We start from the raw sequence: 24,188 nt of genomic DNA on the forward strand, positions 1-24,188 counted from the left end.
TCTCAGTGCGCCGCTGGGCTCAGGGTCTCGGCGCTGCCGCCCAGGTAGGCTTCGATCACTTTCGGATCGCTTTGCACAAGCGCGGGCGCGCCTTCGGCGATCTTCTGGCCAAAATCGAGCACCGTCACCACGTCCGACAGGGCCATCACCACATCCATGTGGTGCTCGATCAGGATGATGGTGATGCCATGTTCGCGGATCTTGCGGATGATGGCCATCAGTTCCTTGATGTCGGGCGCCGTCAGGCCCGCCGCCGGTTCGTCGAGCAGCAGCAAACGGGGGTTCAGGCCCAGCGCGCGGCCGATTTCCAGCAAGCGCTGCTTGCCATACGGCAGATTGCGCGCTTCCTCGTCGGCCAGGTCGGCCAGTCCCACGAATTCGAGGATGCTGGCGGCCCGCTCGCGCGCCGCCTTTTCTTCGCGCCGGTAACGGGGCGTCTGCAGCATCACGTCCAGCACGTTCGATTGAAAGGTATTGTGCAGGCCGACCAGCACGTTTTCCGTCGCCGTCATCTCGCCGAACAGCTGCACGTTCTGGAAGGTGCGCGCCACGCCGCCCAGGGCGATCTCGGACGGCGTGCGCCCGGAAATGACCACGCCGGCGAATTCCACCTTGCCCGCCGTCGGCTTGTAGATCCCCGTCAGCACGTTCATCATGGTGCTCTTGCCCGAGCCGTTCGGCCCGATCAAGCCATGCACGGAGCCTTGCGTGACGTTCAGGTCCACCTGGTTCAGCGCCTTCAGGCCGCCGAACTGCATCAGGGCCTGCTCCACGCGCAGCAGGATGTCGCCGCGCGCGCCGCCCTCGGCGTGGTGGAACGGCGCCACGCCGCTGGACGCCACCGCTTTCACGTGGCGGCGGCCCTTGCCCACAAAGCTCATCAGGAAACCGACGATGCCATCCTGCAGGTAGTACACGACGAACAGGGTCATCAGGCCGAAGATGGTCAGGCGCCAGTCCACCATGTTATCGAGCTTGTAGGAAAACGCGGCCAGGCCGATGGTGGCCACCAGCGGCACGATCACGCCGCGCACGGTGGAACGTTTTTTCGCCAGCATGACGGCCGAGCCGATCACGCCCAGCACGGCGGCGCCGACGGCGATCTTGCGGAACAATTCGATATCCGACAGCAGGCTGGGCAGCATGACGACGATCAGGGCGCCGATCAGCGCGCCCGACCGCGTCTTGCGTCCGCCCATGATGACGGCCAGCAGGAACAATATCGTCAGCTCGAAATTGTAGGTATTGGGCGAGATATATTCTTCCGAATACGCATACAGGCTGCCGGCCAGGCCCGCGAATCCGGCGCTGATGACGAAGGCGTAGACTTTATAACGGTAGACGGAAACGCCCATGCAGTCCGAGGCGATGGGGCTGTCGCGCAGCGCCTCGAAGGCGCGGCCCAGGTTCGATTTTAAAATGCGGTGCACCACCAGCAGCGACATGACCATCAGCGCGGCCACCATGTAGTAGTACTCCACTTCGCTCAATTTGTGGCCGAACAGGACGGGCTTGTGGATCTTGATGCCCATCGGCCCTTCCGTCAGGAAGCTCATTTCATTGATCAGGATTTGCACGATGGTGCCGAAGGCCAGCGTCACCATGGCCAGGTACGGTCCCGTCACGCGCAGGGCCGGCAGGGCCAGGATGGCGCCGAACAGGGCCGCGCCGAGGATGCTTGCGGGAATGGCCAGCCAGAACGGCGCGCCCAGCTTGAACACCAGCACGCCCGTGGCGTACGAGCCGATGCCGAACAGGCCCGCGTGGCCCAGCGACACCTGCCCCGTGTAGCCGACGACGATGTCGAGGCCGAACAGCAGGATGGCGTAGATCAGGATGGTTTCGGCCAGGTGGATGTAATACGGATTCGGGATGACGACGGGGAACAGCGCGAGCACGGCCAGTCCCGCCGCGCTCAGCGCCAGCATGGTGATTTTCTTGTTCATGAATCCCTCAGACTTTCTTGATCGCGGCTTTGCCGAACAGGCCCGACGGCTTGATGGCCAGCACCAGCAGCAGCAACAACAGGCCGGGCACTTCCTTGTAGCCGGTGGAAATGTAATAGCCGGTGGTGGTCTCGGCGATGCCGAGGATCAGGCCGCCGACGATGGCGCCCACGCCCGACGTCAGTCCGCCGATGATGGCCACGGCGAATGCCTTCAAGCCCAGCGAGGCGCCCATGGTGGCCCCCGTCAACGTGAGCGGCGCCACCAGCACGCCCGCAAAAGCGGCCGTGGCCGATGACAGCGCATACGAAAACGTGATGACCATGCCCGTGTTGATGCCCATCAGGCCGGCCGCGTCGCGGTCGTTGGCCGTCGCCACCACGGCCTTGCCGTAGATCGACTTGCGGTTGAACACTTCGACGGCCAGCATGATGGCCAGCGCGCCGACGATGACGGCCACCTGCATCTGCTGCACGTTGGCGCCGAATACCTGGAATGGCGCGGCCGACAGCGGCGACGGGAACATCAGGTCATCCTTGCCCCAGATGTTTTCCGCCACATTCTTGAAAATGATGGCCAGCGCGATGGTCGACATGATCCAGCCGAATTCGGACTTGATCTTGATGGCGGGCCGCACGCCGATCCATTCGACGAACACGCCCTGCAAGGCGCCGAAGGCGATGACGATGGGGATCATCAGCAAATAGCTCATGTAGGGGCCGCCGTGGATGGTGCCCACCAGCGACAGGCCCACCAGCGCGCCCAGCATCAGGGACTCGCCCTGGCCGAAGTTGAGGGTGCCGGACGTGGCAAAGGTCAGCTGGTAGCCGAAGGCGATGACGGCATAGATCATGCCCAGCGCGACGCCGCTGAAGACAAGCTGCAGGAAGATTTCCATGGTATTCCCCGAAGGACGGAAGATAAAAAAATGGCCAGTCCTGATTCCTCAAGGCTGGCCACTGCGCGACAAACGTCCGCCAGGCTTATTTGGCGAGGATGACCTTGCCGTCCTTGACTTCACCGAAGACCGTCAGGTCGGCCGTGATCGCTTCATGGTTGGTCTTGCTGAATGGCTTGTTGTAGGTGGTGACGGCGCCATCGACTTTTTCCGTCAGATTTTCCAGCGCGGCGCGCACTTTCGGGCCATCCGTGCCGCCCGCCTGCTTGAAGGCCGCAGCCAGCAGGTAGATGGAATCGTAGCCTTGCGCGGCCGAGACGGCCGACGGCATGCGTCCGCCCGACGGTTTATACGCGTTTACATAGGCGTCGATGAAAGCCTTGCGCTTCGGCGTGCTCGGCTCCTGGATGAAGGTCTGCGGCATGCGCGTGCCGTCGCCGTTCTTGCCCGCGTTATCGATGAAGTTACCCATGGCCAGGGTCCAGCTGCCGATCAGCGGCACTTTCCAGCCCAGTTTTTCCATGCCGTTGGCGATCTGCGCCAGTTCCGGGCCGATGCCGTAGGTCAGCACGACTTCCGCGCCCGCCTGCTTGGCTTTCAGCAACTGGGCCGTCATGTCGACGTCCTTGATATTGTATTTCTCCACGGCGACGGGCTTGATGCCTTTCGCGTCGAGCGCCTTTTCCAGGTCGGCGCGGCCCAGCTGGCCGTAGTTGGTGGAGTCGGCCAGGATCGCCACTTTCTTGAACTTGCGGCGGTCGACGGCTTCCTCGACGATCATGTGCGACTGGATCTGGTCGTTGGCGGCATTGCGGAAGATATAGTTTTCCGGCTGGTCGGCGAACTGCTTGGTGACGATGGAACCGGTCGCCACGTTGTTAATCACCGGAATCTTGGCTTCCTGGTAGAAACGCTGCGAAGCGAGCGCCACGCCCGTGTTGATGTAGCCGACGGTGGCGGCGACCTTTTCCTTGTTGATCAGCTCCTGGGCGATTTGCACGCCGCGTTCGTTCTTGGCTTCGTCGTCGCGCTCGATCAGCAACAGCGAACGGCCCATGACGCCGCCCTTGGCATTGATTTCCGCGACGGCCAGTTTCACGCCGTCCCGCATCGACACGCCCATCGGCGCGGAGCCGCCCGTGAACGGACCGGACACGCCGATCTTGATGGGGTCGGCTGCGACTGCCGCTTGCGAGAAACCCAAAACCAAACTTGCCACGAGCAATTTCTGTTTCAAATTCATTGTCATCTCCTCTAATACAACGTTTTTAATGCTACTTATTTTTATAGTCGTACGCTGGATAACCGCCCCATCGATAAATCATTGTAGGTTAGTAAACATGCACCAGCAACAACAACATATGACGCGTCGCAGCATGTAAAAAAGACCCGATTGTCAGCCTTTTGTAAGAAAAATATGGCGCAAATTGGCGCAGCCTGCGCCATCGCGCAACAGCATTGTGGCAAAACGGGACAGCGCCTTGCAAGCAAGCTGGGCGATTGAAGGCGAGCTGATCCGGCGCAATGCGGCCGCTGTCCGCCATGCTAAGTTCGGCCATACCGGCGCCCGCGCGCAGGTTCATCCAGCATTCCCACCGCATGGAGGCGATATGCAGCGCCCATCGACGTTCCCCTGCCACACCTTGCTCCTGAGTTCGCTTGCCTGCCTGCTGCTGGCCGGCTGTGCCACCAACCTGGCGCCCGTGCGCACCTTTGCCGAGCAGACGCACAAGCTGTCCAGCAGTTTCGATCCCATGCTGGCCGGCACGTTCAACAGCTGTACCGACAATGCCTTGCGCAAGCGCCTGATCCTGGCCGAGCGTTTCGATGCGCAAGCCAGTGAGCAGGCGGCACGCGCCGATTGCGCGCCGATCGCCCGGGCGAGCGTGGCGATTGGCAAGCTCAACGAGGTGCTATTGCGCTATGCGCAGACCCTGGCGGCCGTGGCGGACGACAAGCTGCCCGTGCACAAGGAAGAATTCACGGCGCTGGGCGACGCGCTGGCCGGACTGGCGCAACCGGGCGGCGGCGCGCCGCTGCTCGATGCGGACAAGCTGTCCAAGGTCGTCAAGCTCAGTGAACACCTGAGCCGGCTGGCCACGCAGCGGCTGCAGAAATCGGCCCTGCGCGAACTGCTCGACGAGCAGGAAGCCGTGACCATCGTCAGCAATGCATTGAAGGACTATGCGCAGCGCAACTACCGCGCCGGCTTGCAGGACGAATTGCGCGACCTGGCCCTGCTGCGCGGCGCCATCGACGGGGCCGCGCAGCGCGAACCGCTGGCCGCCAACTACATCCGCACGCGCTTGCACCTGGAAAGCCGGCAATTGCAGGAAAGGGAAAAAATCGTTGCCGCGTATGTCAGCGCCGTCGACGGGCTGCAAGCCAGCGTGGCCGTGCTGCGGGCCAACCTGGACAGCCTGCAGGCGCCCGAACTGGAACAGCAGCTGGCGCAGTTCTCCAGCCACGTCGGCGCGCTGCAAAAACAGGCCGCCTACTACGCGCCCGCCCGCTGGTAAGCGCAGGCATAACCGGAGACCATCATGGCCCAACTGACCGAACTGACAAAGGACCAGGCCTACGCCATCGCCGACGGCCTGGCGCAGGCATCGAGCCTGGTGCTGGAATTGCGCATCCGCCAACGCGACACGCTGGCGCCGGACGAGCGCGCGCTGCTGGAGCAATATGAAAACCACCTGGACCAGATGGTGGCCCTGTTCCGCGCCTATGGCATCTATCTGATCGCCGAAGGCGCGGAACAGGCGCGCGGCGAGATCGAGGGCGCCATCGCCAAGGGCAAGCTGCAGCTCAAGCGCATCGCCGACGTCAAGGCGGCCATCGGCACCGCCGCCAGGCTGGTCGACCTGGGCGCCGCCATCCTGTCGCGCGACCCGTTCGCCATCGGCGAAGCGGCAGCCAGCCTGCGGGCCAGGCCCGCGAAGGAAGACCAGGCGTGACCCGGCCGGCAGGCAAGCGCCTTACTCGATGCTGAGCACGCCCTGGTCCGAACTCAGGTGCGTGCCCGTCCCCTCTTGCGTCTCGACCAGGGTCCTGGCAAAGCCGCTGCCTGCCGGGGTCGACGTCAGCGCATAGTGGGCGCCCGGCTTCAGGCCCGTGGCCAGGATGGCGCCACCAACCAGGGGCGAACTCCAGTCCATGCGGGCGGCGGGCGCCACTTCGCGGTTGAACAGCACCTGGAATTGCTCACCCAGCAACAAAGCTTCCGTGCCGCCAGTCGCCGCCAAACGCACGGCGCCCGGTGCGCTGGCCGGCGCGGTGGCGCCGTCATTGTCGGCGACGGCCAGCACGTGCAGGAAATATTCGGGAGCGTTCGGCGCGGGCACGGCAGGCGCGGTCACTTCCAGGCGCCAGCCACCAACGTCGCTGCTTGACGATTGCTGTTTGCTGATCCCCGCCGTCTGGTTACGCCATGCATAATTGTCTCCGTCCAGGCGCCGGCGCACCGTGAAACGGCAGTCCGGTGCGTTGGCGAGCTGCGCCCCGGTGACGATATGCGCTTGCGCGCAACCGCTGCCGCCCTCCTGCGCGCCGCCCACCTTGCGCACGCTGGCATTGAGCGGCAGGATGGTGTGCGCCGTCAGCATGCCGCCGCCATTGCGTATGGTCAGGATGCGTTCCTGGCCCGCCGTGAAACCCAGCTGATACTGGCCATTGCCCAGTGCCGTCGTGCCTGGCGCGCCGGAAACGGGATCATTTGCCGTGTGCAGCAGGAAGGTGGCCGGCAAGGACTGCTTGCTGCGCACGCTGTCAAAGACCACGGTCACTGGCTTGGGCCAGAACGATGGCGTGCGCAGGAACAGCACATTGCGCACGAAGCCGTTTGCCGCATCGAGCTTCTTGGCGCTATAAGCCTTGCTGGCATTGCCGCTGGTATAGGTATATTCCGGCGTATTTTCATAACGGATGATGCCGTCGAGCGCATTCGGTCCGGCAGGGCCGATTTCCTCGATGGTCGGATACGCCTGTGCCGGCGCGCTGAACCATTGGCCGCCATCATTGCTGTACTCCTTGCTGCCGCGGACGAAACGTTCGCTCTTGTCAAATATCAGCAGCGTGTTATGGGCAATGCTGCGCGTGTAGTAATTCCACCAGTGACTGCTGCCGTATTCCTCGTACAGGCCCGTGTCAAGCAGCAGGGGCGCCTTGTAATTGAGCGAGAAACTGTTCTGGTCAAAATGCTGGTGGTTTTCCGCGCTGAAGGACGTCGATTTAAACTCCAGCAGGGTGGCATTGGCATAATCCCAGGAATCGCGCATCAGCACCTGCCCCGCAGTCCTGAAATGGCGCGACAATTCCAGCGTATCTTGCGGTGCCGATGGCAAAGGCGCTGGCCACAGCAAGCGTTCCAGTATCAGGGAGGCATGCGAACCGCGCGCTGGCAGCACCTGTTCGCGATAGAACTGGCCGGCCACGCCATCGTTGACATCGCTGACCGCGCCCAGCGCCAATTGCGCGATCAGGGTGCTGCCGAGCGGCGTGTCGAAGTCATCGCCACTGGCGGGAAACGTGCCATTGTGACGCAGCCCGTAAATATACGGATAGATCAGCTTTGCCTGCCAGTCCGCTTTCAGCAGGGGCACCGCATCCGGCTGTTCCAGCGCGCTGCGCCACAGCAGCAGGCGCTCGGGGATGCTCGATACGCCGTAGGCAAATCCCATATGGTGGCCGCCGTCGACCGAAATGCGCGCGCGGGCCGCCAGAAATCCCTTTTCATAATGCGCATACGATGTGTCGAGCATCGGCAATACGTCCGGATGCTCATCGGCGATGGCCAGCAAGGCGACCGTGACATTATTTACCGCGCTGAACGGGTGGCCGCCGATATAGAAATTGGCGATCGATGGCTTGGAGTCGCTGCGATCCCAGTTTTCATACACGGGCTTTTTCTGGCAATCAAAACTGGTGCTGGTAATGGACAGCGACTGCTGGCCACACATGGCGAAATACAGGTTATCCACCAGGGCACCCGTGTCCGCGGCGATCGTTTCCTTGATACGCTGCGCCGTCAAGGCCCGATAGCTGCCAAAACCGACGGCATCGGGCACGGACCGCGCGCCCAACTCCGCGAATAGCCAGTCATACAGGATGCCCATGGCGCCGACGCGCCCGCCCATCGACCATTCGCCACCAGAAATGGCTGGCGTGGCCAGCATTTTATCGAGAAAGTTCAGGGCGCCATGCAAATACTTTTCATTGCCAGTCAGCTTGTATGCCATGGCCAGCATCTGCGCCGTTTCATAGATCTTCAGGCGGCTGCCGCTGGTCACATCGCATAACTCGGGAACAGGAACAGGGGGAACGGCGACGGGAGGAACCAGGGGGCAGGCTTCAATGACCGCGATGCGCTCATTGACCACGTCCATGAAACTGTACCAGGCCTTGTTGAGCGCTGCATCCATGGCTGGCGCCTTCCATAACTCATTGCCGCCCGCGTCGAGCAAACGGACATTGCGCATGGTTTCATTGCGCCGCATGCCAATGCCGGTGGCCTGGTCACTCGCCTGCCACTCAATCGGTGCGGTGGCGCTCGTGCCATCGACGGTTCTCCAGGCAGCAGGAACCGCGACGCCATTGAGCTTGATGGCGATTTTATGGGTCTGACTATTCCACGAGAGTTGAATATTGGACCAGGCATTGGCGTTGATATCGAGCCTGGTAACGGAAAGATAGCGGTCCAAGCCATTGACCTGGAAGCCAAGCTGCAAACCGATCTTTTGCCCATCCGCGCTATCGTAGGAATCAACGTGACGAATAAAAAAGTGATTACGATTTTCAGCGAACTGGCCAAAAATCGGCTGATCGACGGGATCGCGCGCGTCTTTAGCCTGGGCAAACAAATCCAGGCTGACCGTACCACCCGCCGCAGGAAAAGCGGCGGGAAGATTCGGCAATTGCGGTTTCAGCGTATCGAAACTGGCCTGATCAAGAAATAGGCGGGGATGTCCCTGTTTGATAGGGGCCGGCAATTGCGCCAGCGCGGGCGCCGACATGATACCAAACGCGCTCAAGACGGCGCACCAGCTTTTCTTCTGTAACAGCCGGGTGCCAGACAGGTGGCTGATTCCCGGGACTTTCCTTTGATTTCTCATCGACATTCCAATCATTATTAAGTTGACAAAATATTCGGCCATACTGGCACATTCTTTTGCAAAAAAACATAATAATGATCAACGACTAACTGGCGATTCAACGACTTTCAAAGAAAATATAAAGGCACACAGTTTTTATCGGGAATTACCATTACCCTTTAAAAAGAAAACATTCCGCTTATCTATTAATATTTCAATGACACCACATTCAATGCGGCATTGCCAACACCTGTTCTTGCGCGCCGCGCCGCGCGCCTTCACGGCTCGCCCGCGCGGTGCCCCATCGCATGCGTGGCCATTTTCAGGTACAGGTTCGCCTGCGCCTCGTTGTGTGCATAGCCCATGCGCCCTTCGGCCAGGGCGACGGATTTCTGCTGCAGCGCTTCCGGGTATTCCAGGTCGCAGGCGGCGTCGAGCCAGAAACGCGCCCGGGCGTCGTCCGTATCGAGCAGCATGTTCGCCACGATGAACATGGCCGGCGCCACGCCGCGCTGCGCGGCCAGTTCCAGCCAGCGCAACGCGGCCACGCCGTCCTGCTGCCCGCCCATGCCGTTCTTCAGCATCAGGCCCAGGTAATACGCGGCGGGACCGCTGCCCTGCTCCGCCGCCTGTTCGAACAGGGCGCGCGCCTGCGGCTGGGACGCAGGCCCGGCGCGCATCAGCACCTTGGCCCGGGCCGTGAGGTCGGGTGCCGGCGAGGCTGCCCCCGGTGTCGCCAGGGCGGCCGCCAGCAGCCACGCCGCCAGCATCATTTCGACAAATCGAGCTGGTACAGCGCAAAGCCCTTGCCCGCGCCATCATCAGCCTTCAGCTGCGTCACGTTGCCGATGCCGGCCGCCTTGGCCAGCTCGATCACGTTCGGCGCCGAATGGAACACGACCGGGCCTTTGGTGGCGGCCTTGGCGAAGGTCCAGCTGCGCGCCGCGCCGTTTTTCGCGCGCGTCAGGTTTTTTTCCTGCGTCACGTAGGCGATCAGCAGTTCGCGGTTGTTGTCGGGCGAGGCCACCACCGTCTTGCTGCCGTCGAGGCCGGGGAAATTGCCGCCGCCGCTGGCGCGGTAGTTATTCGTCGCGATCAGAAATTCCTGGCTGGCATCGACCGGCTTGCCCTTGTACGTGAGGCCCTGGATGCGCCGGCCCGGCGGCTGCGTGACGTCGATCTGGTAGCGCACGTCGGCGCTGGTGATGGCGTCGAAGTTGTAGCTCGGGTGCGCCGTGTTGACCAGTTCCTGCGGCTCGCTCTTGTTGACATCGATGGTATTGAAGCGCCGCGCCGACTGCTCCAGCCAGGCTTGCAGCTCCGCGCCGTTCATCTTCACGCCGTACAGCGCGTTCGGATACAGATACAAATCGGCCGCGTTATTCAGCGCCACGTTGCCCGCCTTGACGTCCGTGTAGTCGGACACCCCGGCCGAGCCGCTCTTGAACGGCGAGGACATCGACAGCACGGGCAGGTGCGCGTACTGCGGCAAATTCGCCTTGACATACGCGGCCAGGTAGCCGGCCTGCGCCTGGTTCACCACCTCGATGGCGCTGACGTCGCCCACGTCGGCGAAATACGTCGACATGCGGAAGTCCGTCTTGCCCAAGGGCGTCTGCACGTAGGCGATCGTCGCCGCGTGCTCCTCGGCCACCAGTGTGGCGATGGCCGCATCGGGTTGGACGTAACTCTTGTCCGCGTTCTGGATGCCGCGCGCTTCCACCGTGGTGGCGTTCTTGTCGACGACCCACTGCTTGCCGTCGTGGCGCAGGCGCAGGCCGATGACGCCCAGGTGCTTGCCCCACAAATTGGCCATCACGGTGGGCACGCCGTTCACCAGGCCACGGGCCTTGTCGACGCCGGGCAGATTAAACTGCGGCACCGTGCTGGCCGCGTTCGGGAACAGCTGGTGCGAATGGCCGATCAGCATGGCGTCCACGCCCGGCACTTGCGACAGGTAGTAATTGCCGTTTTCCATGGTCGGCGAGTACGGGCTGTCATCGAGGCCGCCGTGCGAAATGGCCACCACCAGCTCGGCGCCCTTGGCGCGCATCTCGGGGATGAATTTTTCCGCCGTCTCGCGCACGCCCTCGGTGTAGACGCGCCCTTCCAGCCAGCGCTTGTCCCAGGCCATGATGGTGGGCGGCGCAAAGCTGATGATGCCGACCTTCACGTTGGCGGTGATGGCCTTGCCATCGGGGCCGGTGGCCGTGATCTGCTTGTCGATGATATGGTAGGGCGCTAACAGCGGCTTGCCCGTCTTGACGCTGTAGACGTTGGCCAGCACTTGCGGGAAGGCGGGGCCGGCGCAGCGCGGTTTGGAAGCGTCCACGCTGTCGACGTCGAAGCGGTTGCCCGTCACCTGGCTCAAAAAGGCCAGGCCGTAATTGAATTCGTGGTTGCCGATGCCGCCGCCATCGACCTTCAGCAGATTCATGGCCTTGTAGATGGCCAGGGTCTGGTCGCAGGCCAGCGGTTTGACCAATGCCTGGTAGTCGGCCAGCGCCGTGCCCTGGATGGTGTCGCCGTTGTCGAGCAGCAGATTGTTCGGGAATTGGGCGCGCGCCTGCGCGATCAGGGTCGCCGTGCGTTCCAGGCCGATCGACGGTTCCGCCTGCAGCTTGTAATAGTCATAACTGAGCACGTTCGCGTGCAAGTCCGTCGTCTCCAGCAGGGCCAGGGTGGCGCTGCTGCCGGCCGGCGCGGCGGCCAGCGGGTGGACCGGTCCGGTGGCGGCGGGCGGCAAGCTGCCGCAGCCGGCCAGCAGCAGCGGTAACAGGGCGAGACGGGGAAGTTGACGCAGGGGCTGACGCATGAGAATTCCTGTGGAAAGACAATATCGCCAGCATCATACGCAGCACGGCAATCGCTATCAAGGCAAAAATATTGTCGCAAATGCAGCAAAACAGCGATTTTATTGCCCCGAACGCCAGCGATTGCGCGCCACCGGCATGGGAAACGGCGCGCGCTCGCGTATAATTCAAGGTTTGATTTCACCATAGAAGACCAGAACATTATGGAAGCCGAACGCATCAACGCCATCTCCGCCCTGCTCAACGACCTGACCGTCCGCGAAGCCGAACTTCGGAGGTATCTTTGACTTCACTGTCAAGTCGGAGAAACTAGAGCAAGTCAACGAAGAACTGGAAGACCCCACCGTCTGGAACGATCCCAAGCGCGCCCAGGACCTCGGTAAGGAGAAGAAGGCGCTGGAAGCCATCGTCTTTACCCTGACCAAGGCCGATGCCGACCTGCGCGACACCCGCGACCTGTTCGACATGGCCCGCGAAGAAGGCGACGACGAGACGCTGGAAGCGATCGAGCAGGACGTGCAGGAAATCCGCAAGGTCATCGAAAGCATGGAATTCCGCCGGATGTTCAACAATCCGATGGACCCGAACAACTGCTTCATCGACATCCAGGCCGGCGCCGGCGGCACGGAAGCCCAGGACTGGGCCTCGATGCTGCTGCGCCAGTACCTGCGCTACTGCGAACGCAAGGGTTTCAAGGTCGAGATCCTGGAACAGTCCGACGGCGAGGTGGCCGGCATCAAGACGGCCACGCTGAAGGTCGAGGGCGACCACGCCTACGGCTTCCTGCGCACGGAAACGGGCGTGCACCGCCTGGTGCGCAAGTCGCCATTCGACTCGGCCAACGGCCGCCATACCTCGTTTACGTCGCTGTTCGTGTATCCGGAAGTGGACGATTCGATCGAGATCGACGTCAATCCGGCCGACATCCGCGTCGACACCTACCGCGCGTCGGGCGCCGGTGGTCAGCACATCAACAAAACCGACTCCGCCGTCCGCATGACCCACGCGCCGACCGGCATCGTGGTGCAGTGCCAGAACGACCGTTCGCAGCACCGCAACCGCGCCGAAGCGATGGAAATGCTGAAAGCCAAACTGTACGAGCATGAGCTGCGCAAGCGCATGAGCGAGCAGCAGAAGCTGGAAGACTCGAAGACGGACGTGGGCTGGGGCCACCAGATCCGCTCCTACGTGCTGGACCAGTCCCGCATCAAGGACTTGCGCACCGGCTTCGAGACGGGCAATACCAAGGGCGTGCTCGATGGCGACATCGACGACTTCATCTCCGCCTCGCTGAAACAGGGCGTGTAAGGATGAATGCCTCCGCTCCGGCTCCGGCGCCGCGTGCCTTTTTGTTCGACATGGATGGCACGATCGTCGACAACATGGCCTTCCACACGCAATCGTGGCTGGCGTTCTTTGAACGCCAGGGCCATGCGCTGGACGCGGACGCCTTTTTCCGCGACACGGCGGGACGGCAAGGCCGCGAAATCATCGCCAAGTACCTGGGCGAGGACGCCGACCACGCCACCCTGCTGGCGGAAAAGGAAGTTGTCTACCGCGAACTGTATGGCCCGCACCTGGCCACGGTCGCCGGCTTCGACCGGCTGATCGCCAGCGCGCGCCAGGCTGGCGTCGGGCTGGTGGTCGGCACGGCCGCGCCAAACGAGAATATCGCCTTCACGCTCGACGGCCTGGACCTGCGCCACCGCTTCGACGCCATCGTCGGCGCCGCCGACGTGGAACGGGGCAAGCCGCACCCGGACGTGTTCCTGAAAGGCGCGCAGCTGGCCGGCGCGCTGCCGCGGCACTGCATCGTCTTCGAAGACGCGCCCCTGGGCGTGGAAGCGGCGCGCCGCGCCGGCATGCGCGTCGTGGTGCTCACCACCACCCTGCCGGCCGAGGCGTTTGCCGCCTTCGACAACGTGATTGCCATCGTGCCGGATTTCTCCGCGCTCGACGTCGACGCACTGTTTGCCAGCGTGGCGCCAGCGCTGGCGCCACATCATCAATAATCAACAACGAAGAACATCATGACTACGGATATCCAAGAACAAGCCGCCGCCCCCGATGAAAACAAGATCATCGCCGAGCGCCGCGCCAAGCTGGCCGCACTGCGCGAACAGGGCGTCGCCTTCCCGAACGATTTCCGCCCCGAGCACAAGGCGGCCGATCTGCACGCGCAATACGACGGCAAGTCGCGCGAAGAACTGGAAGAGAACCCCGTACACGTGGTGCTGGCCGGCCGCATGATGCTCAAGCGCGAAGCGGGCAAGAAAGCCGCTTTCGCCACCCTGCAGGACGCCTCCGGCCCGAAGGCCGACGGCCGCATCCAGATCTACGCCACGCTCGATCTCACGGGCGAAGCGGCCATGGCCGCCCTGCACCACTATGACCTGGGCGATATCCTGGGCGTGCAAGGTACGCTGTTCAAGACCAAGACGGACGAACTGACCATCAAGGTGTCGGAACTGCGTTTGATCACCAAGTCGCTGCGCCCGCTGCCGGACAAATTCCACGGCCTGGCCGACCAGGAAACCAAGTACCGCCAGCGCTACGTCGACCTGATCATGAACGAAGAGACGCGCCGCACCTTCAAGGCGCGCACCGCCGCCATCTCGTCGATCCGCCGCTTCATGGAAAAGAACGAGTTCATGGAAGTGGAAACGCCGATGCTGCACACGATTCCCGGCGGCGCTGCGGCAAAACCGTTCATCACGCATCACAATGCGCTCGACATGCAGATGTTCCTGCGCATCGCGCCCGAGCTGTACCTGAAGCGCCTGGTCGTGGGCGGCTTTGACCGCGTGTTCGAAATCAACCGCAACTTCCGCAACGAAGGCGTGTCGATCCGTCACAACCCGGAATTCACGATGATGGAATTCTACGCGGCCTATACCGACTACAAATGGCTGATGGACTTCACGGAAGCCGTCATCCGCCAGGCCGCCATCGACGCGCACGGCACCGCCACCCTGACCTACGGCGGCCGCGAACTCGATCTGGCAAAACCGTTCCACCGCCTGACCATCGTCGAAGCGATCAACAAGTACGCGCCGGGCTACACGCCGGAGCAGCTGAACGATGCGGACTTCATCAAGGAAGAGCTGAAGAAGTTCGGCGTCAAGCCGTTCGCCACGGCCGGCCTGGGCGCGCTGCAACTGGCGCTGTTCGAAGAGACGGCTGAAGCGCAGCTGTGGGAACCGACCTACATCATCGACTATCCGGTCGAAGTGTCGCCGCTGGCGCGCGCTTCCGACACGGTGGCCGGCATCACCGAACGCTTCGAGCTGTTCATGGTGGGCCGCGAAATCGCCAACGGCTTCTCCGAGTTGAACGATGCGGAAGACCAGTCGGCACGCTTCCTGGCGCAAGTGGCCGCCAAGGACGCCGGCGATGAAGAGGCGATGTTCTACGACGCCGACTACATCCGCGCGCTGGAATACGGCATGCCGCCAGCCGGCGGTTGCGGCATCGGCATCGACCGCCTGATGATGATCATCACGGATTCGCCGAACATCCGCGACGTGCTGCTGTTCCCGCACCTGCGCCGCGAAGAATGATGAACACCTGAAAAATCTACTGCGCGTCGCGATTTGCGGCCTGCGATGCTCACTGCCTCTGCGGCCCCGTGCCCAGGACAGTTGCGCTTCCCAGCCGCAACGCCCATCCGCTCGCTACGATTTTTCAGACGTTCTATGCTTCAAGGCAAAAAAAGCCGCCTGATCGCAAGATCAGGCGGCTTTTTTTAACCCCAACGGCAAAACCCGGGGTCAGACCCGCCGGGTCTGACCCCGGCAGTCAGCTTACTGCACAACCGTATAGCACGGCACATACGCCGTGCCCGCCAATTTCATGCGGTGCTGCGCCACGAACGACGCCAGCAGCGCATCCATCGGGCCCATGATGGCCTTGTCGCCGTGGATCTCGAAGTTGCCGTGTTCCTCGATCGAGCGGATGCCGTCGTCCTTGACGTTGCCGGCCACCACGCCCGAGAACGCGCGGCGCAGCTGGGCCGCCAGCAAGTGCGTGGGCTGGTTCTTGTGCAGGCTCAGGTTGCGCATGTTGTCATGCGTGGGGTGGAACGGCTTCTGGAATTCGTGGTCGATCTTCAAGAGCCAATTGAAGTAATACGCGTCGCTGTGCGCCTTGCGGAATTCGCGCACCTGGCGGATGCCTTCGAGCATTTCGCGCGCCACCAGTTCCGGATCGTCAATGATGATCTTGTAGCGCTGCTGCGCTTCCGGGCCCAGGGTATCGTGGATGAACTGGTTGATCTGCACGAAATACTCGCGCGACGTTTCCGGCCCCGTGAAGATCAGTGGGAACGGAATCTCGGCATTGTCCGGGTGCAGCAAGATGCCGAGGATATACAGGATCTCCTCGGCCGTGCCGGCGCCGCCGGGGAACACGACGATGCCGTGGCCCGCGCGCACGAAGGCCTCCAGGCGCTTTTCGATGTCCGGCATGATCACCAGGTCGTTGACGATGGGGTTCGGCGATTCGGCCGCGATGATGCCCGGCTCCGTGATGCCCAGGTAGCGGCCATTGTGCAGGCGCTGCTTGGCATGGCCGATGGTGGCGCCCTTCATGGGGCCCTTCATGGCGCCCGGGCCGCAGCCGGTGCAGATATCGAGGCCGCGCAAGCCCAGCTGGTAGCCCACTTCCTTCGAATAATTGTATTCGGCGCGGTTGATCGAATGGCCGCCCCAGCACACCACCAGGTTCGGGTTCAGCTGGGTTTGCAGCACATTGGCGTTGCGCAGGATGTGGAAGACGGCGTCCGTCACGCCTTCCGTGCTGTGCAAGTCGAATTTCGGATTGCCCGTGACTTCGTCGCTGACAAAGATGATGTCGCGCAGGACGGCGAACAGGTGTTCGTGGATGCCCTTGATCATCTTGCCGTCGACGAAGGCGATGGCCGGCGCGCCCTTGATGTCGAGCTTGATGCCACGCTCGCGCTGGATGATGGAAATCTCGAAGGATTGGTAGCGCTCAAGCAAGGCGCGCCCATCGTCGACGGTGCTGCCGCAATTCAAGACCGCCAGCGCGCAGCGGCGGAAAGTGCTGTACAGGCCGCCCTGGCTGGTATCGAGCAGTTTGTTGACTTCAGTCTTGGAGAGCACGTCCAGGCGGCCTTCCGGTGAAACCAGAGTATCGATAACGTCGTGTTCCATAATGCGAAAAATCCCTTTAAAAATCGATCCTCGAATGTCTTGCAGCACCAATATACGACAAGTCAGGCAAGTTGTGCTGTAGCGCCGCAAAATCGCCTCCGCCCTCCCCCGGGCCGCAAACCGGTTTGACCAATATGAAACAGTCATTCTTGCTAATGCGAATGGAAACCTTCGCTCAGCGCAATTTGTAGATTAGAATGCCAGCCTATTGGAATTCCCGTGTGGTCGGTTCTTCATGAGAGTGCCCACAGCCCGGCAGGCTTCCATAAGTTTGTTTTATCGATTGACTATAATAATTTTCAGGAGGAACCGCATGAGCGGTGCGACTACGCCCAACAAGGAAGCCGTTATTCCCGAGTTCAAGCAGATTATGGGCCATCCAAGCCCATTGTGGATGTTGTTCATGACTGAATTCTGGGAACGCTTCGCGTTCTACGGAGTTCGCTGGGCGCTGGTACTGTACATCGTGGCCCAGTTCCACGCTGGCGACGGTTCGGGACAGGCAGCGGCCAACCTGACCTACGGTTCCTTCCTCGCGCTGGTGTATGCCGGCGCCCTGTTCGGCGGCTACCTCGCCGACCGCATCATCGGCTACCAGCGTTCCATCCTGCTGGGCGCCGTCTTCATGGCCGCCGGCCTGTTCTGCATCTCGGTGCCGAACCAGGACATCTTCAACCTGGGCCTGGCCACCATGATCGTCGGTAACGGCATGTTCAAGCCGAACATCTCGACCATGGTCGGCAAGCTGTACACGGCCGCCGATCCGCGCCGCGACAGTGGCTTCACGATCTTCTACATGGGTATCAACATGGGCGCCATGGTCGCGCCCGTCTTCACCCAGTGGCTGGCCGAGTCGATCTTCGGCACCAGCGCCATGCCTTCGTACAAGATGGTCTTCATGGCCTCCGGCTTCGGCATGCTGATCAGCCTGGTATGGTTCGCCATCGGCCGCCGCGCCCTGAAGGGCATCGGCGCACCGGAAGCCGGCTCCGGCAATCCGATGCGCGTCGTCTGGGTCGCCCTGGGCTGCCTGTGCGTGATCCCGTTGATGTACTTCCTGCTGACGGTCGGCGCTGAAAAGCTGCAAATCGTCCTGACCGTGCTGTTCATCGGCCTGGCCGTGATGCTGATGGTCGAAGGTATCCGCAACGGCAAGGTGGCGCGCGACCGCGTCATCGCCATGCTGCTGATCTTCGTCTTCAACATCCTGTTCTGGATGTTCTTCGAACAGGCTGGCAGCTCGTTTACCTTCCTGGCGGACAAGATCGTCAACCGCGACCTGGGCTTCTGGATCTTCCCGACCGCCTACTTCCAGACCGTCAACTCGGTGGCCATCATCGTTTTCGCGCCGATCATCGCCGCCATCTGGGTCTTCCTGGCGCGCCACAACGTCAATCCATCGATCCCGCGCAAATTCGGCCTGGGCCTGCTGGGCAACGCCCTGGCCTTCGGCTTGCTGATCTTTGCACTGTCGAGCCTGGTTGGCGCCGACAACAAGATCCCGTTCTGGACCCTGACCACCGTCTACGTGCTGCAATCGATCGGCGAACTGTGCCTGTCGCCTATCGGCCTGTCGATGGTCACCAAGCTGGCGCCGGTACGCCTGGTCGGCATGGGCATGGGCGGCTGGTTCCTGTCCACCGGTATCGGCAACAATCTGTCGGGCATCTTCGCCAGCTACGTCAGCGGCGAAAGCGGCATGTCGGTGCAATCGGCCCTGTCCGGCTACACCTTCGGCTTCTGGTCCCTGCTGGGCGCCGGTGTCGTGCTGTTCCTGATCGCACCGCTGATCAACAAACTGATGCACGGCGTGAAGTAAGCGTCTTGTGGTAGACCACAACGGCGGCCTGCGGGCCGCCGTTTTTCATTCCGGCGCCGGTGCTTGCCTTGGCGGGCGGTACAATACGGCCAGGGCCACCGGCCACACGACCAACCTATACAAAGAATCCCATGTCCAGCATCTCCACCACCTCGCCCCTCTCCGACGACGAATACGCCGAACTCGACACCCTGCTGGCCGCACCCGCCCTGGAGGGGCGCGCCATGGACGTGTCGATGCTGGAAGGATTTCTGACGGCCGTCGCGCTGAGCCCGAAACAGATCACGCCCGAGCAGTGGCTGCCGTGGGTGTGGGACAAGGCCGCCGGCAGCGCGGCAGCCGCGCCAGGCGCGGACAGCGAGCGGGCCGCCAGCCTGGCGCAGCGCCACCACGCCTACATGGTCGAATGGCTGGCAAAAGACCCGGACAGCTTCGAGCCGATCTACGAATGCGGCCCCGAATGGAGCGTGCCCGCCTGGTGCGCCGGCTTCCTGCTGGGCACCACCCTGGACAAGCCCCAGTGGGCGGCCCTGGCCGTCAGCCACCCGGAGTACCTGGCGCCGTTCCAGCACCTGGCCACGGCCAGCGAACTCGATGACGAAGCGGCCGAAACGGCCATGGACGGCGTCACGCCGTCCGTCATCGCCATCAACGCGGCCTGGGCGCGCCAGCGCCACCTGAAACAAAGCCAGCCCGGCGCCACGGTGCTGCGCGAACTGCCGAAGACGGGCCGCAACGACCCGTGCCACTGCGGCAGCGGCAAGAAGTACAAGAAATGCTGCGCCGACGCCGATAGCGCGGCCGGCTAAGGACCTCTTTCCTTGCTCCAGCTGCTGACGGCCCTGCTGCGCTTCGTGCTGCGCCACGCGCTGCAGTTCGCGCTGTTCATCGTCATCCTGCTGGCCGGACGCCTGCTGCTGGCCGAATGGCGCGCCTACAGCGCCGGCAGCGACGCCGTGGCCGCGCTGCGCCAGGCCACCGTGGCGGCGGACCAGCATGGCGCCAGCCTGGCCGGGACGGCCACGGCGAGGGTGAACGCCTTGCGCCACGCCTCGCACGCGGCCATCGCGGCGCGCCTGGCGCAAGTGCAGGCGCAACTGACGGCCCTGCGCGCGCGGCGGCAGCCTTCGCTGTTCACCCTGCCCCTGCCCGATGCCGATGCGCTGGCCCGTCACGCGCAAGACGAAGCCACGCGCCGCGTGGAGATCGAAGTGCTGGCGCAGGAAGCGCGCTATCTGCTGGCCCTGCAGGCGGTGCTGAATGCCGACGATGCGCGCCAGACCCTGGCCCGCCTGCACGCGCAACATGTGCAGGCGTATGCGGCGCTGCAGGAGAATGTCCGCCAGCGCCAGCTGCTCGCAGCGCAGCATCCGCTGGCGGCGCACCTGCCCGGCAGCGACGCCTACGCGCAGATGGCGCGCCTGGAAGCGGAAGGCAGGCGCCTGCGCGAGAGCAACCAGCAAGCGTACAACGCCTGGCTGGCGCAGCGCGCGCGCACCAGCGACGCCACGCACACCGCACGCCCCGCGCCATTCTCCATCGACGAGCAAGGCTTGGCCAACGCCCTGGCGCCCGTCCAACAGGCCATCGCGGCCGGCGAGGCGCAGCTGGCGCGCAACTGGATCGGCCGCTGGCGCGCTCCCGTCATGGACGTGGCGCCCACGGCCGCCCTGCTGGTGCTGTCGGCCATCGCGCTGCCCGCCGCCATCAAGGCCTTCTTTTACTTCGTGCTGGCGCCCATCGCGGCGCGAGTCAAGCCGCTGTCGATCGCGCGCGAGCTGCAGGTCGCGGGCAGCACCCTGCCCCTGCCGCCGCATGGCGAATCGCGCATTTCCGCCGTGTCGCAGGCGCTGCAGCTGCAGCCCGGCCAGCGCATGCTGATCCATCCCGAATACCTGCAATCGTCGCCCGTCAGCACGCACAAGCGCACGCAGTGGCTGCTGGACTGGAGCTTCCCGTTCACCAGCCTGGCCGCCGGCATGGTGGCGCTGACGCGCCTGCACAGCGGCGCACCGGCGTGCGTGACGATTTCCGCCAGCGACGATCCGCTGATGGAAATCGCCGTCGTCCGGCTGCCCGCCGGCGGCGCCCTGGTGTTCCAGCCACGGGGCCTGGTCGGCCTGATCCTGGACGCGGGCCAGCCGCTGGCGATGTCCAGCCACTGGCGCCTGGGCAGCCTGCACGCCTGGCTCACCCTGCAGTTGCGCTTCATCGTCTTTCGCGGCCCCGCCACCCTGATCGTGCGCGGCTGCCGCGGCGTGCGCCTGGAACGCGCGGGCCAGGGCCGCAGCATCAGCCAGTCCGCCACATTGGGGTTCACCACCGACGTGCTGTACTCGACCCTGCGCAGCGAGACCTTCATCCCGTACCTGCGCGGCCAGCAAGCCTTGCTCAACGACCGTTTCGACGGCGACAACGGCGTCTACCTGTACGAAGAAACCCCGCGCCACGGCAAGCAGCCGGGCAAGGCGGGCAGCTGGTTCGAGGGATTTACCGACGCGATCTTGAAAGTGTTCGGCATCTAGCCGAAGAGACCATATGCACGACTTCCTGTTTGCCGATTTCCTCGAGGACCAGGCCACGTATGCGGCACTGCAGGCGTACTGGCAAACGCGCCTGGCCTTCCTCGACGGCCGGTGCGCGCCATATCTGCGCACCAGCTTTGCCAACGGCCAGCCGTTTTATGACGGCAATCCCATCGTCAACCTGGCCGACCGGCACGCCGGCAAGGCGGCGCGCATCGTGCAGCACTGTCCGCGTGAACATGGCCATGGCTACACGAGCTTCGAGCAAGCCATCGAACTGGCCGGCGACGACGGCCAGCATCGCCCGGCGCGGGAAAAAATCATCGTGCTGACCTTGACGCAGGACACGGCGCAGCGCGCCGAGGCGGAACTGCGGGCGTGGTTCGCGCCGGCGTAGGAGGCCTGCTACGCCGCGACCGAATGCGACACCACCAGCCACTCGCCCGGCTGCAGGTTCGTCGCCGCCTCGCGCGTGGCCAGCACGCTGTCGGGGTCAAGGTCGGAGCGGTTCAACTTGTAGGAATAGGCGAAATCATCGGCATCGAATGCCTGCCCCGCCTTGACATAGTATTTGTAGCCGACAAAGGCGTCGGGATCGGTGACGACCGAATATTCAAGCGTGACGCTGTTCATGGCGGGCCCCGTCGATGGTGGTGAGGTGGCCATTATGCGTCATTTCGCGCAGCCGCGACGCGGCGATGGCACCGTGCCGGCGCTTGCGGCAGGTCAATGGCCGCGCTGGCTGGCAGCGCTACAGTAGCCTGGGCCAACCAACACGCCACCGCCGCCATGCGCACCCTCCTCGCAACGATCAGGAAAACCTTCACCCGACCCGCCAGGCTGTCGCCAGCGGCGCGCGGCGAACGCCGCGCGGACCGGCGCGGCCTGCCGGCGTGCGATCCCGGTCCCGCCGCCGTCATCGACGCCTGCACCGCCTGGCTATGCGCGGCGCAAGACCATTCAGCGTCGGCGGACGGCGGCGTGGCGCGCGACTACAGCCTGCAAACGGGATGGTCCAGTTCCTATCCCGAGACCACGGGCTACATCATCCCCACCATGATCGCGCTGGCGCAGCGCACGGGCAACGCCGCGCTGCATGGGCGCGCGCGCCGCATGCTCGACTGGTGCGTGGCGATCCAGTTCCCGGAGGGCGGCTTCCAGGGCGGGAAGATCGATTCCACGCCGCGCGTGCCCGTCACCTTCAATACGGGCCAGATTTTGCTGGGCCTGGCCGCCGGCGTGGCGGCCTATGGCGCGGCGTATGCGGACGCCATGCACCGCGCGGCATCATGGCTGCGCGACACCCAGGATGCGGATGGCTGCTGGCGCCGGCATCCGACGCCGTTTGCCAGGGCTGGCGACAAGGCCTATGAAACGCATGTCGCCTGGGGCCTGTTCGAGGCGGACCGCATCGCGCCGGGCCATGGCTATGGCGCGGCCGGCTTGCGCCAGGTCGCCTGGGCACTCGGCAAGCAGCAGCCGAACGGCTGGTTCGCCGCAAACTGCCTGGACGATCCCGCCCTGCCCCTGAGCCACACCATCGGCTATGCCTTGCGCGGCGTGATCGAGGCGTACCGCTTTGCGGAGCGCGCCGACCTGCTGGAAGCCGCCGTGCGCACCGGCGCCAGTATCGCCGCAGCCACGGCGGCCGATGGCTACCTGCCCGGCCGCCTGGGCCCGGACTTCCGGTCGGGCGCCGATTACGCCTGCCTCACCGGCTCCGCGCAAAACGCGCACTGCCTGTTCCTGCTGTACCAGCTGACGGGCGAGCGGCACTACCTCGACGCGGCGCGCCGCCTGAATAGTTACGTGCGGCGCACGATCAGCATCGACGGTCAGCCACACGCGCGCGGCGGCGTCAAGGGCTCGTTTCCCGTCGATGGCGATTACGGCCAATGGGCTTACCTGAACTGGGCCGCCAAGTTCTGCATCGACGCCAACCTGCTGGAACTGGAAACGAGCGATGCTTGACCGGGCCAGGCGCATCGCCCGCGCCGCACTGGAAACCTGGCGCCGTGCCGCCAGCGCCCAGGCCATGCGCCAGGACGCGCGCCATGTGACGCGCGCCGAACTGTCGGCAGGCCTGGCGCGGCTCGGCGTGGCGCCCGGCGACACCCTGTTCGTCCACTCGTCGCTGAAAAGCCTGGGCTATGTCGAGGGCGGCCCCTTGGCCGTGATCGGCGCCCTGCAGGATGCCGTCGGCCCGCAAGGCACCCTGCTGCTGCCCACCTACTACCTGCCCGGCGGCAGCGTGCGCGCCACCTGCGCCATGCGCGGCTATGTGTTCGACCCGCGCCGCCACGGCACGCACATGGGGCGCCTGCCCGAAGCGTTCCTGGCCAGCGGCGCCATTCACCGCAGTGTCCATCCCACCCATTCCGTGTCAGCCTGGGGCCGGCATGCGGCCTGGCTCACGGAAGGCCACCACCGCGCGCCGTCGATCTTCGGCGCCGGCTCGCCGTGGCAGCGCTGCATTGGCTGCGACCAGGCGAAAGTGCTGGGCCTGGGCATCTCCATGGGGCCGGTGACGTTTTATCACGCGCTGGAAGACGCCATGGGCGACGCCTTCCCCGTGCCTGTCTGGGAACACGATACCAAGCTGCTGGCCTGCCGCGACCACGGCGGCCAGCGCTGGGAGGTGCCCGTGCGGCCCTTCGATCCGCTGGTCGCGCAGCGCCGCATCGACCACCCGGACCGGGACGACTTGCGAGATTATTTTGCGCGCGAATTCGACGCCGCCGGCCTGCGCAGCAGCGGACAAGTGGGCGAGGCGCCATCGTGGCTGATACCGGCGCAGGCGTTTTATGACCACCTACGGCGGCTGGCGGCCGAGGACGTGACGATCTATGCCACGGCGGCGCAGCTGGCGGCGCGGCCCGTCGCGCACGGCCCTGTGCGGCACGGGCGGTGAGGCGGCGGTACGC

22 protein-coding genes are annotated in these 24,188 nt (G+C 63.9%); 13 read left to right on the forward strand and 9 right to left on the reverse strand.

All coding sequences use genetic code 11. From position 1 onward, the window contains the following. Positions 1 to 2: 2 nt before the first annotated feature. From BM193_RS21065 to BM193_RS28505, 4 genes are all read right to left on the reverse strand, one after another. Positions 3 to 1,946, reverse strand: coding sequence for a branched-chain amino acid ABC transporter ATP-binding protein/permease (locus BM193_RS21065; protein WP_092800124.1), 1,944 nt, complete (start codon positions 1,944 to 1,946; stop codon positions 3 to 5). 7 nt (positions 1,947 to 1,953) lie between these two features. After that, positions 1,954 to 2,844 (reverse strand): branched-chain amino acid ABC transporter permease, encoded by an 891-nt coding sequence (locus BM193_RS21070; RefSeq protein WP_092800122.1) that lies wholly within the window; start codon positions 2,842 to 2,844, stop codon positions 1,954 to 1,956. An 85-nt stretch (positions 2,845 to 2,929) separates the two neighbouring features. Beyond that, complete coding sequence (locus tag BM193_RS21075) at positions 2,930 to 4,087, reverse strand: ABC transporter substrate-binding protein (protein WP_092800120.1); 1,158 nt, start codon at positions 4,085 to 4,087, stop codon at positions 2,930 to 2,932. Between the two features lie 88 nt (positions 4,088 to 4,175). Next, entirely contained in the window at positions 4,176 to 4,427 is a 252-nt protein-coding gene (locus tag BM193_RS28505) for a hypothetical protein (protein WP_139176259.1), read from the reverse strand. A gap of 27 nt (positions 4,428 to 4,454) precedes the next feature. Between BM193_RS28505 and BM193_RS21080 the strand changes: the two genes are divergently transcribed. Both BM193_RS21080 and BM193_RS21085 read left to right on the forward strand, forming a co-directional pair. Further along, positions 4,455 to 5,363, forward strand: coding sequence for a hypothetical protein (locus BM193_RS21080; RefSeq protein WP_092800118.1), 909 nt, complete (start codon positions 4,455 to 4,457; stop codon positions 5,361 to 5,363). 24 nt (positions 5,364 to 5,387) lie between these two features. Further along, the gene (locus BM193_RS21085; protein ID WP_092800116.1) at positions 5,388 to 5,801 is read left to right on the forward strand and encodes a hypothetical protein; all 414 of its coding nucleotides are present in this window, start codon (positions 5,388 to 5,390) and stop codon (positions 5,799 to 5,801) included. A 21-nt stretch (positions 5,802 to 5,822) separates the two neighbouring features. Here BM193_RS21085 and BM193_RS21090 read toward each other — a convergent pair whose 3' ends face one another. Then, a complete protein-coding gene (locus tag BM193_RS21090; RefSeq protein WP_175533372.1) occupies positions 5,823 to 8,321 on the reverse strand; it encodes a heparinase II/III domain-containing protein in 2,499 nt (832 codons plus the stop codon). A gap of 135 nt (positions 8,322 to 8,456) precedes the next feature. Here BM193_RS21090 and BM193_RS28845 point away from each other — a divergent pair, with 135 nt between their 5' ends. After that, on the forward strand, positions 8,457 to 8,798 hold the full coding sequence (locus BM193_RS28845; RefSeq protein WP_175533373.1) for a hypothetical protein: 342 nt from the start codon (positions 8,457 to 8,459) through the stop codon (positions 8,796 to 8,798). Between the two features lie 413 nt (positions 8,799 to 9,211). On the opposite strand, the gene BM193_RS21095 is transcribed toward BM193_RS28845, so the two are convergent. Together BM193_RS21095 and BM193_RS21100 are read right to left on the reverse strand one after the other, a co-directional pair. Further along, positions 9,212 to 9,706, reverse strand: coding sequence for a tetratricopeptide repeat protein (locus BM193_RS21095; protein WP_092800111.1), 495 nt, complete (start codon positions 9,704 to 9,706; stop codon positions 9,212 to 9,214). Beyond that, positions 9,703 to 11,748 (reverse strand): bifunctional 2',3'-cyclic-nucleotide 2'-phosphodiesterase/3'-nucleotidase, encoded by a 2,046-nt coding sequence (locus BM193_RS21100; protein ID WP_092800109.1) that lies wholly within the window; start codon positions 11,746 to 11,748, stop codon positions 9,703 to 9,705. Before BM193_RS21100 ends, BM193_RS21095 begins: the two co-directional genes overlap by 4 nt. Between BM193_RS21100 and BM193_RS28510 the strand changes: the two genes are divergently transcribed. The 4 genes from BM193_RS28510 (at position 11,747) to lysS (ending at position 15,306) form a co-directional block, all read left to right on the forward strand. Further along, positions 11,747 to 11,935 carry a hypothetical protein gene (locus BM193_RS28510; RefSeq protein WP_139176257.1) on the forward strand — a complete coding sequence of 63 codons (189 nt, stop codon included), beginning with the start codon at positions 11,747 to 11,749 and terminating at the stop codon, positions 11,933 to 11,935. The two genes, BM193_RS21100 and BM193_RS28510, sit on opposite strands and share 2 nt — an antisense overlap. Before the next feature lie 14 nt (positions 11,936 to 11,949). Beyond that, positions 11,950 to 13,054, forward strand: a protein-coding gene (gene prfB / locus BM193_RS21105; protein ID WP_139176255.1) for a peptide chain release factor 2 whose coding sequence is annotated in 2 segments (ribosomal slippage) — positions 11,950 to 12,030 and positions 12,032 to 13,054 — 1,104 coding nt in all. Because the reading frame shifts where the segments join, the coding sequence is not laid out codon by codon here. Between the two features lie 2 nt (positions 13,055 to 13,056). Next, positions 13,057 to 13,758, forward strand: coding sequence for an HAD family hydrolase (locus BM193_RS21110; protein WP_092800107.1), 702 nt, complete (start codon positions 13,057 to 13,059; stop codon positions 13,756 to 13,758). 18 nt (positions 13,759 to 13,776) lie between these two features. Next, positions 13,777 to 15,306 carry a lysine--tRNA ligase gene (lysS, locus tag BM193_RS21115; RefSeq protein ID WP_092800105.1) on the forward strand — a complete coding sequence of 510 codons (1,530 nt, stop codon included), beginning with the start codon at positions 13,777 to 13,779 and terminating at the stop codon, positions 15,304 to 15,306. Between the two features lie 243 nt (positions 15,307 to 15,549). Here the strand turns inward: lysS and ppnN are convergent, their stop codons facing one another. Beyond that, a complete protein-coding gene (ppnN, locus tag BM193_RS21120) occupies positions 15,550 to 16,920 on the reverse strand; it encodes a nucleotide 5'-monophosphate nucleosidase PpnN (RefSeq protein ID WP_092800103.1) in 1,371 nt (456 codons plus the stop codon). 313 nt (positions 16,921 to 17,233) lie between these two features. Here ppnN and BM193_RS21125 point away from each other — a divergent pair, with 313 nt between their 5' ends. The 4 genes from BM193_RS21125 (at position 17,234) to BM193_RS21140 (ending at position 21,661) form a co-directional block, all read left to right on the forward strand. Further along, entirely contained in the window at positions 17,234 to 18,739 is a 1,506-nt protein-coding gene (locus tag BM193_RS21125) for a peptide MFS transporter (RefSeq protein ID WP_092800101.1), read from the forward strand. Between the two features lie 131 nt (positions 18,740 to 18,870). Continuing rightward, positions 18,871 to 19,548 (forward strand): UPF0149 family protein, encoded by a 678-nt coding sequence (locus BM193_RS21130; RefSeq protein WP_092800099.1) that lies wholly within the window; start codon positions 18,871 to 18,873, stop codon positions 19,546 to 19,548. Between the two features lie 12 nt (positions 19,549 to 19,560). Next, the gene (locus BM193_RS21135) at positions 19,561 to 21,264 is read left to right on the forward strand and encodes a hypothetical protein (RefSeq protein WP_092800097.1); all 1,704 of its coding nucleotides are present in this window, start codon (positions 19,561 to 19,563) and stop codon (positions 21,262 to 21,264) included. Between the two features lie 13 nt (positions 21,265 to 21,277). Then, positions 21,278 to 21,661: a hypothetical protein gene (locus tag BM193_RS21140; RefSeq protein WP_092800095.1), complete on the forward strand. Its 384-nt coding sequence runs from the start codon at positions 21,278 to 21,280 to the stop codon at positions 21,659 to 21,661. Positions 21,662 to 21,669: 8 nt separating this feature from the next. On the opposite strand, the gene BM193_RS21145 is transcribed toward BM193_RS21140, so the two are convergent. Then, on the reverse strand, positions 21,670 to 21,930 hold the full coding sequence (locus tag BM193_RS21145) for a hypothetical protein (RefSeq protein WP_139176253.1): 261 nt from the start codon (positions 21,928 to 21,930) through the stop codon (positions 21,670 to 21,672). Positions 21,931 to 22,053: 123 nt separating this feature from the next. On the opposite strand from BM193_RS21145, the gene BM193_RS21150 reads away from it, so the two are divergent. Beyond that, the gene (locus BM193_RS21150) at positions 22,054 to 23,235 is read left to right on the forward strand and encodes a prenyltransferase/squalene oxidase repeat-containing protein (RefSeq protein ID WP_139229971.1); all 1,182 of its coding nucleotides are present in this window, start codon (positions 22,054 to 22,056) and stop codon (positions 23,233 to 23,235) included. Beyond that, on the forward strand, positions 23,228 to 24,175 hold the full coding sequence (locus BM193_RS21155) for an AAC(3) family N-acetyltransferase (protein WP_092800089.1): 948 nt from the start codon (positions 23,228 to 23,230) through the stop codon (positions 24,173 to 24,175). Before BM193_RS21150 ends, BM193_RS21155 begins: the two co-directional genes overlap by 8 nt. Positions 24,176 to 24,188 lie beyond the last annotated feature (13 nt).

Source organism: Janthinobacterium sp. 344 (assembly GCF_900112025.1).
Taxonomy (GTDB): domain Bacteria; phylum Pseudomonadota; class Gammaproteobacteria; order Burkholderiales; family Burkholderiaceae_D; genus Janthinobacterium.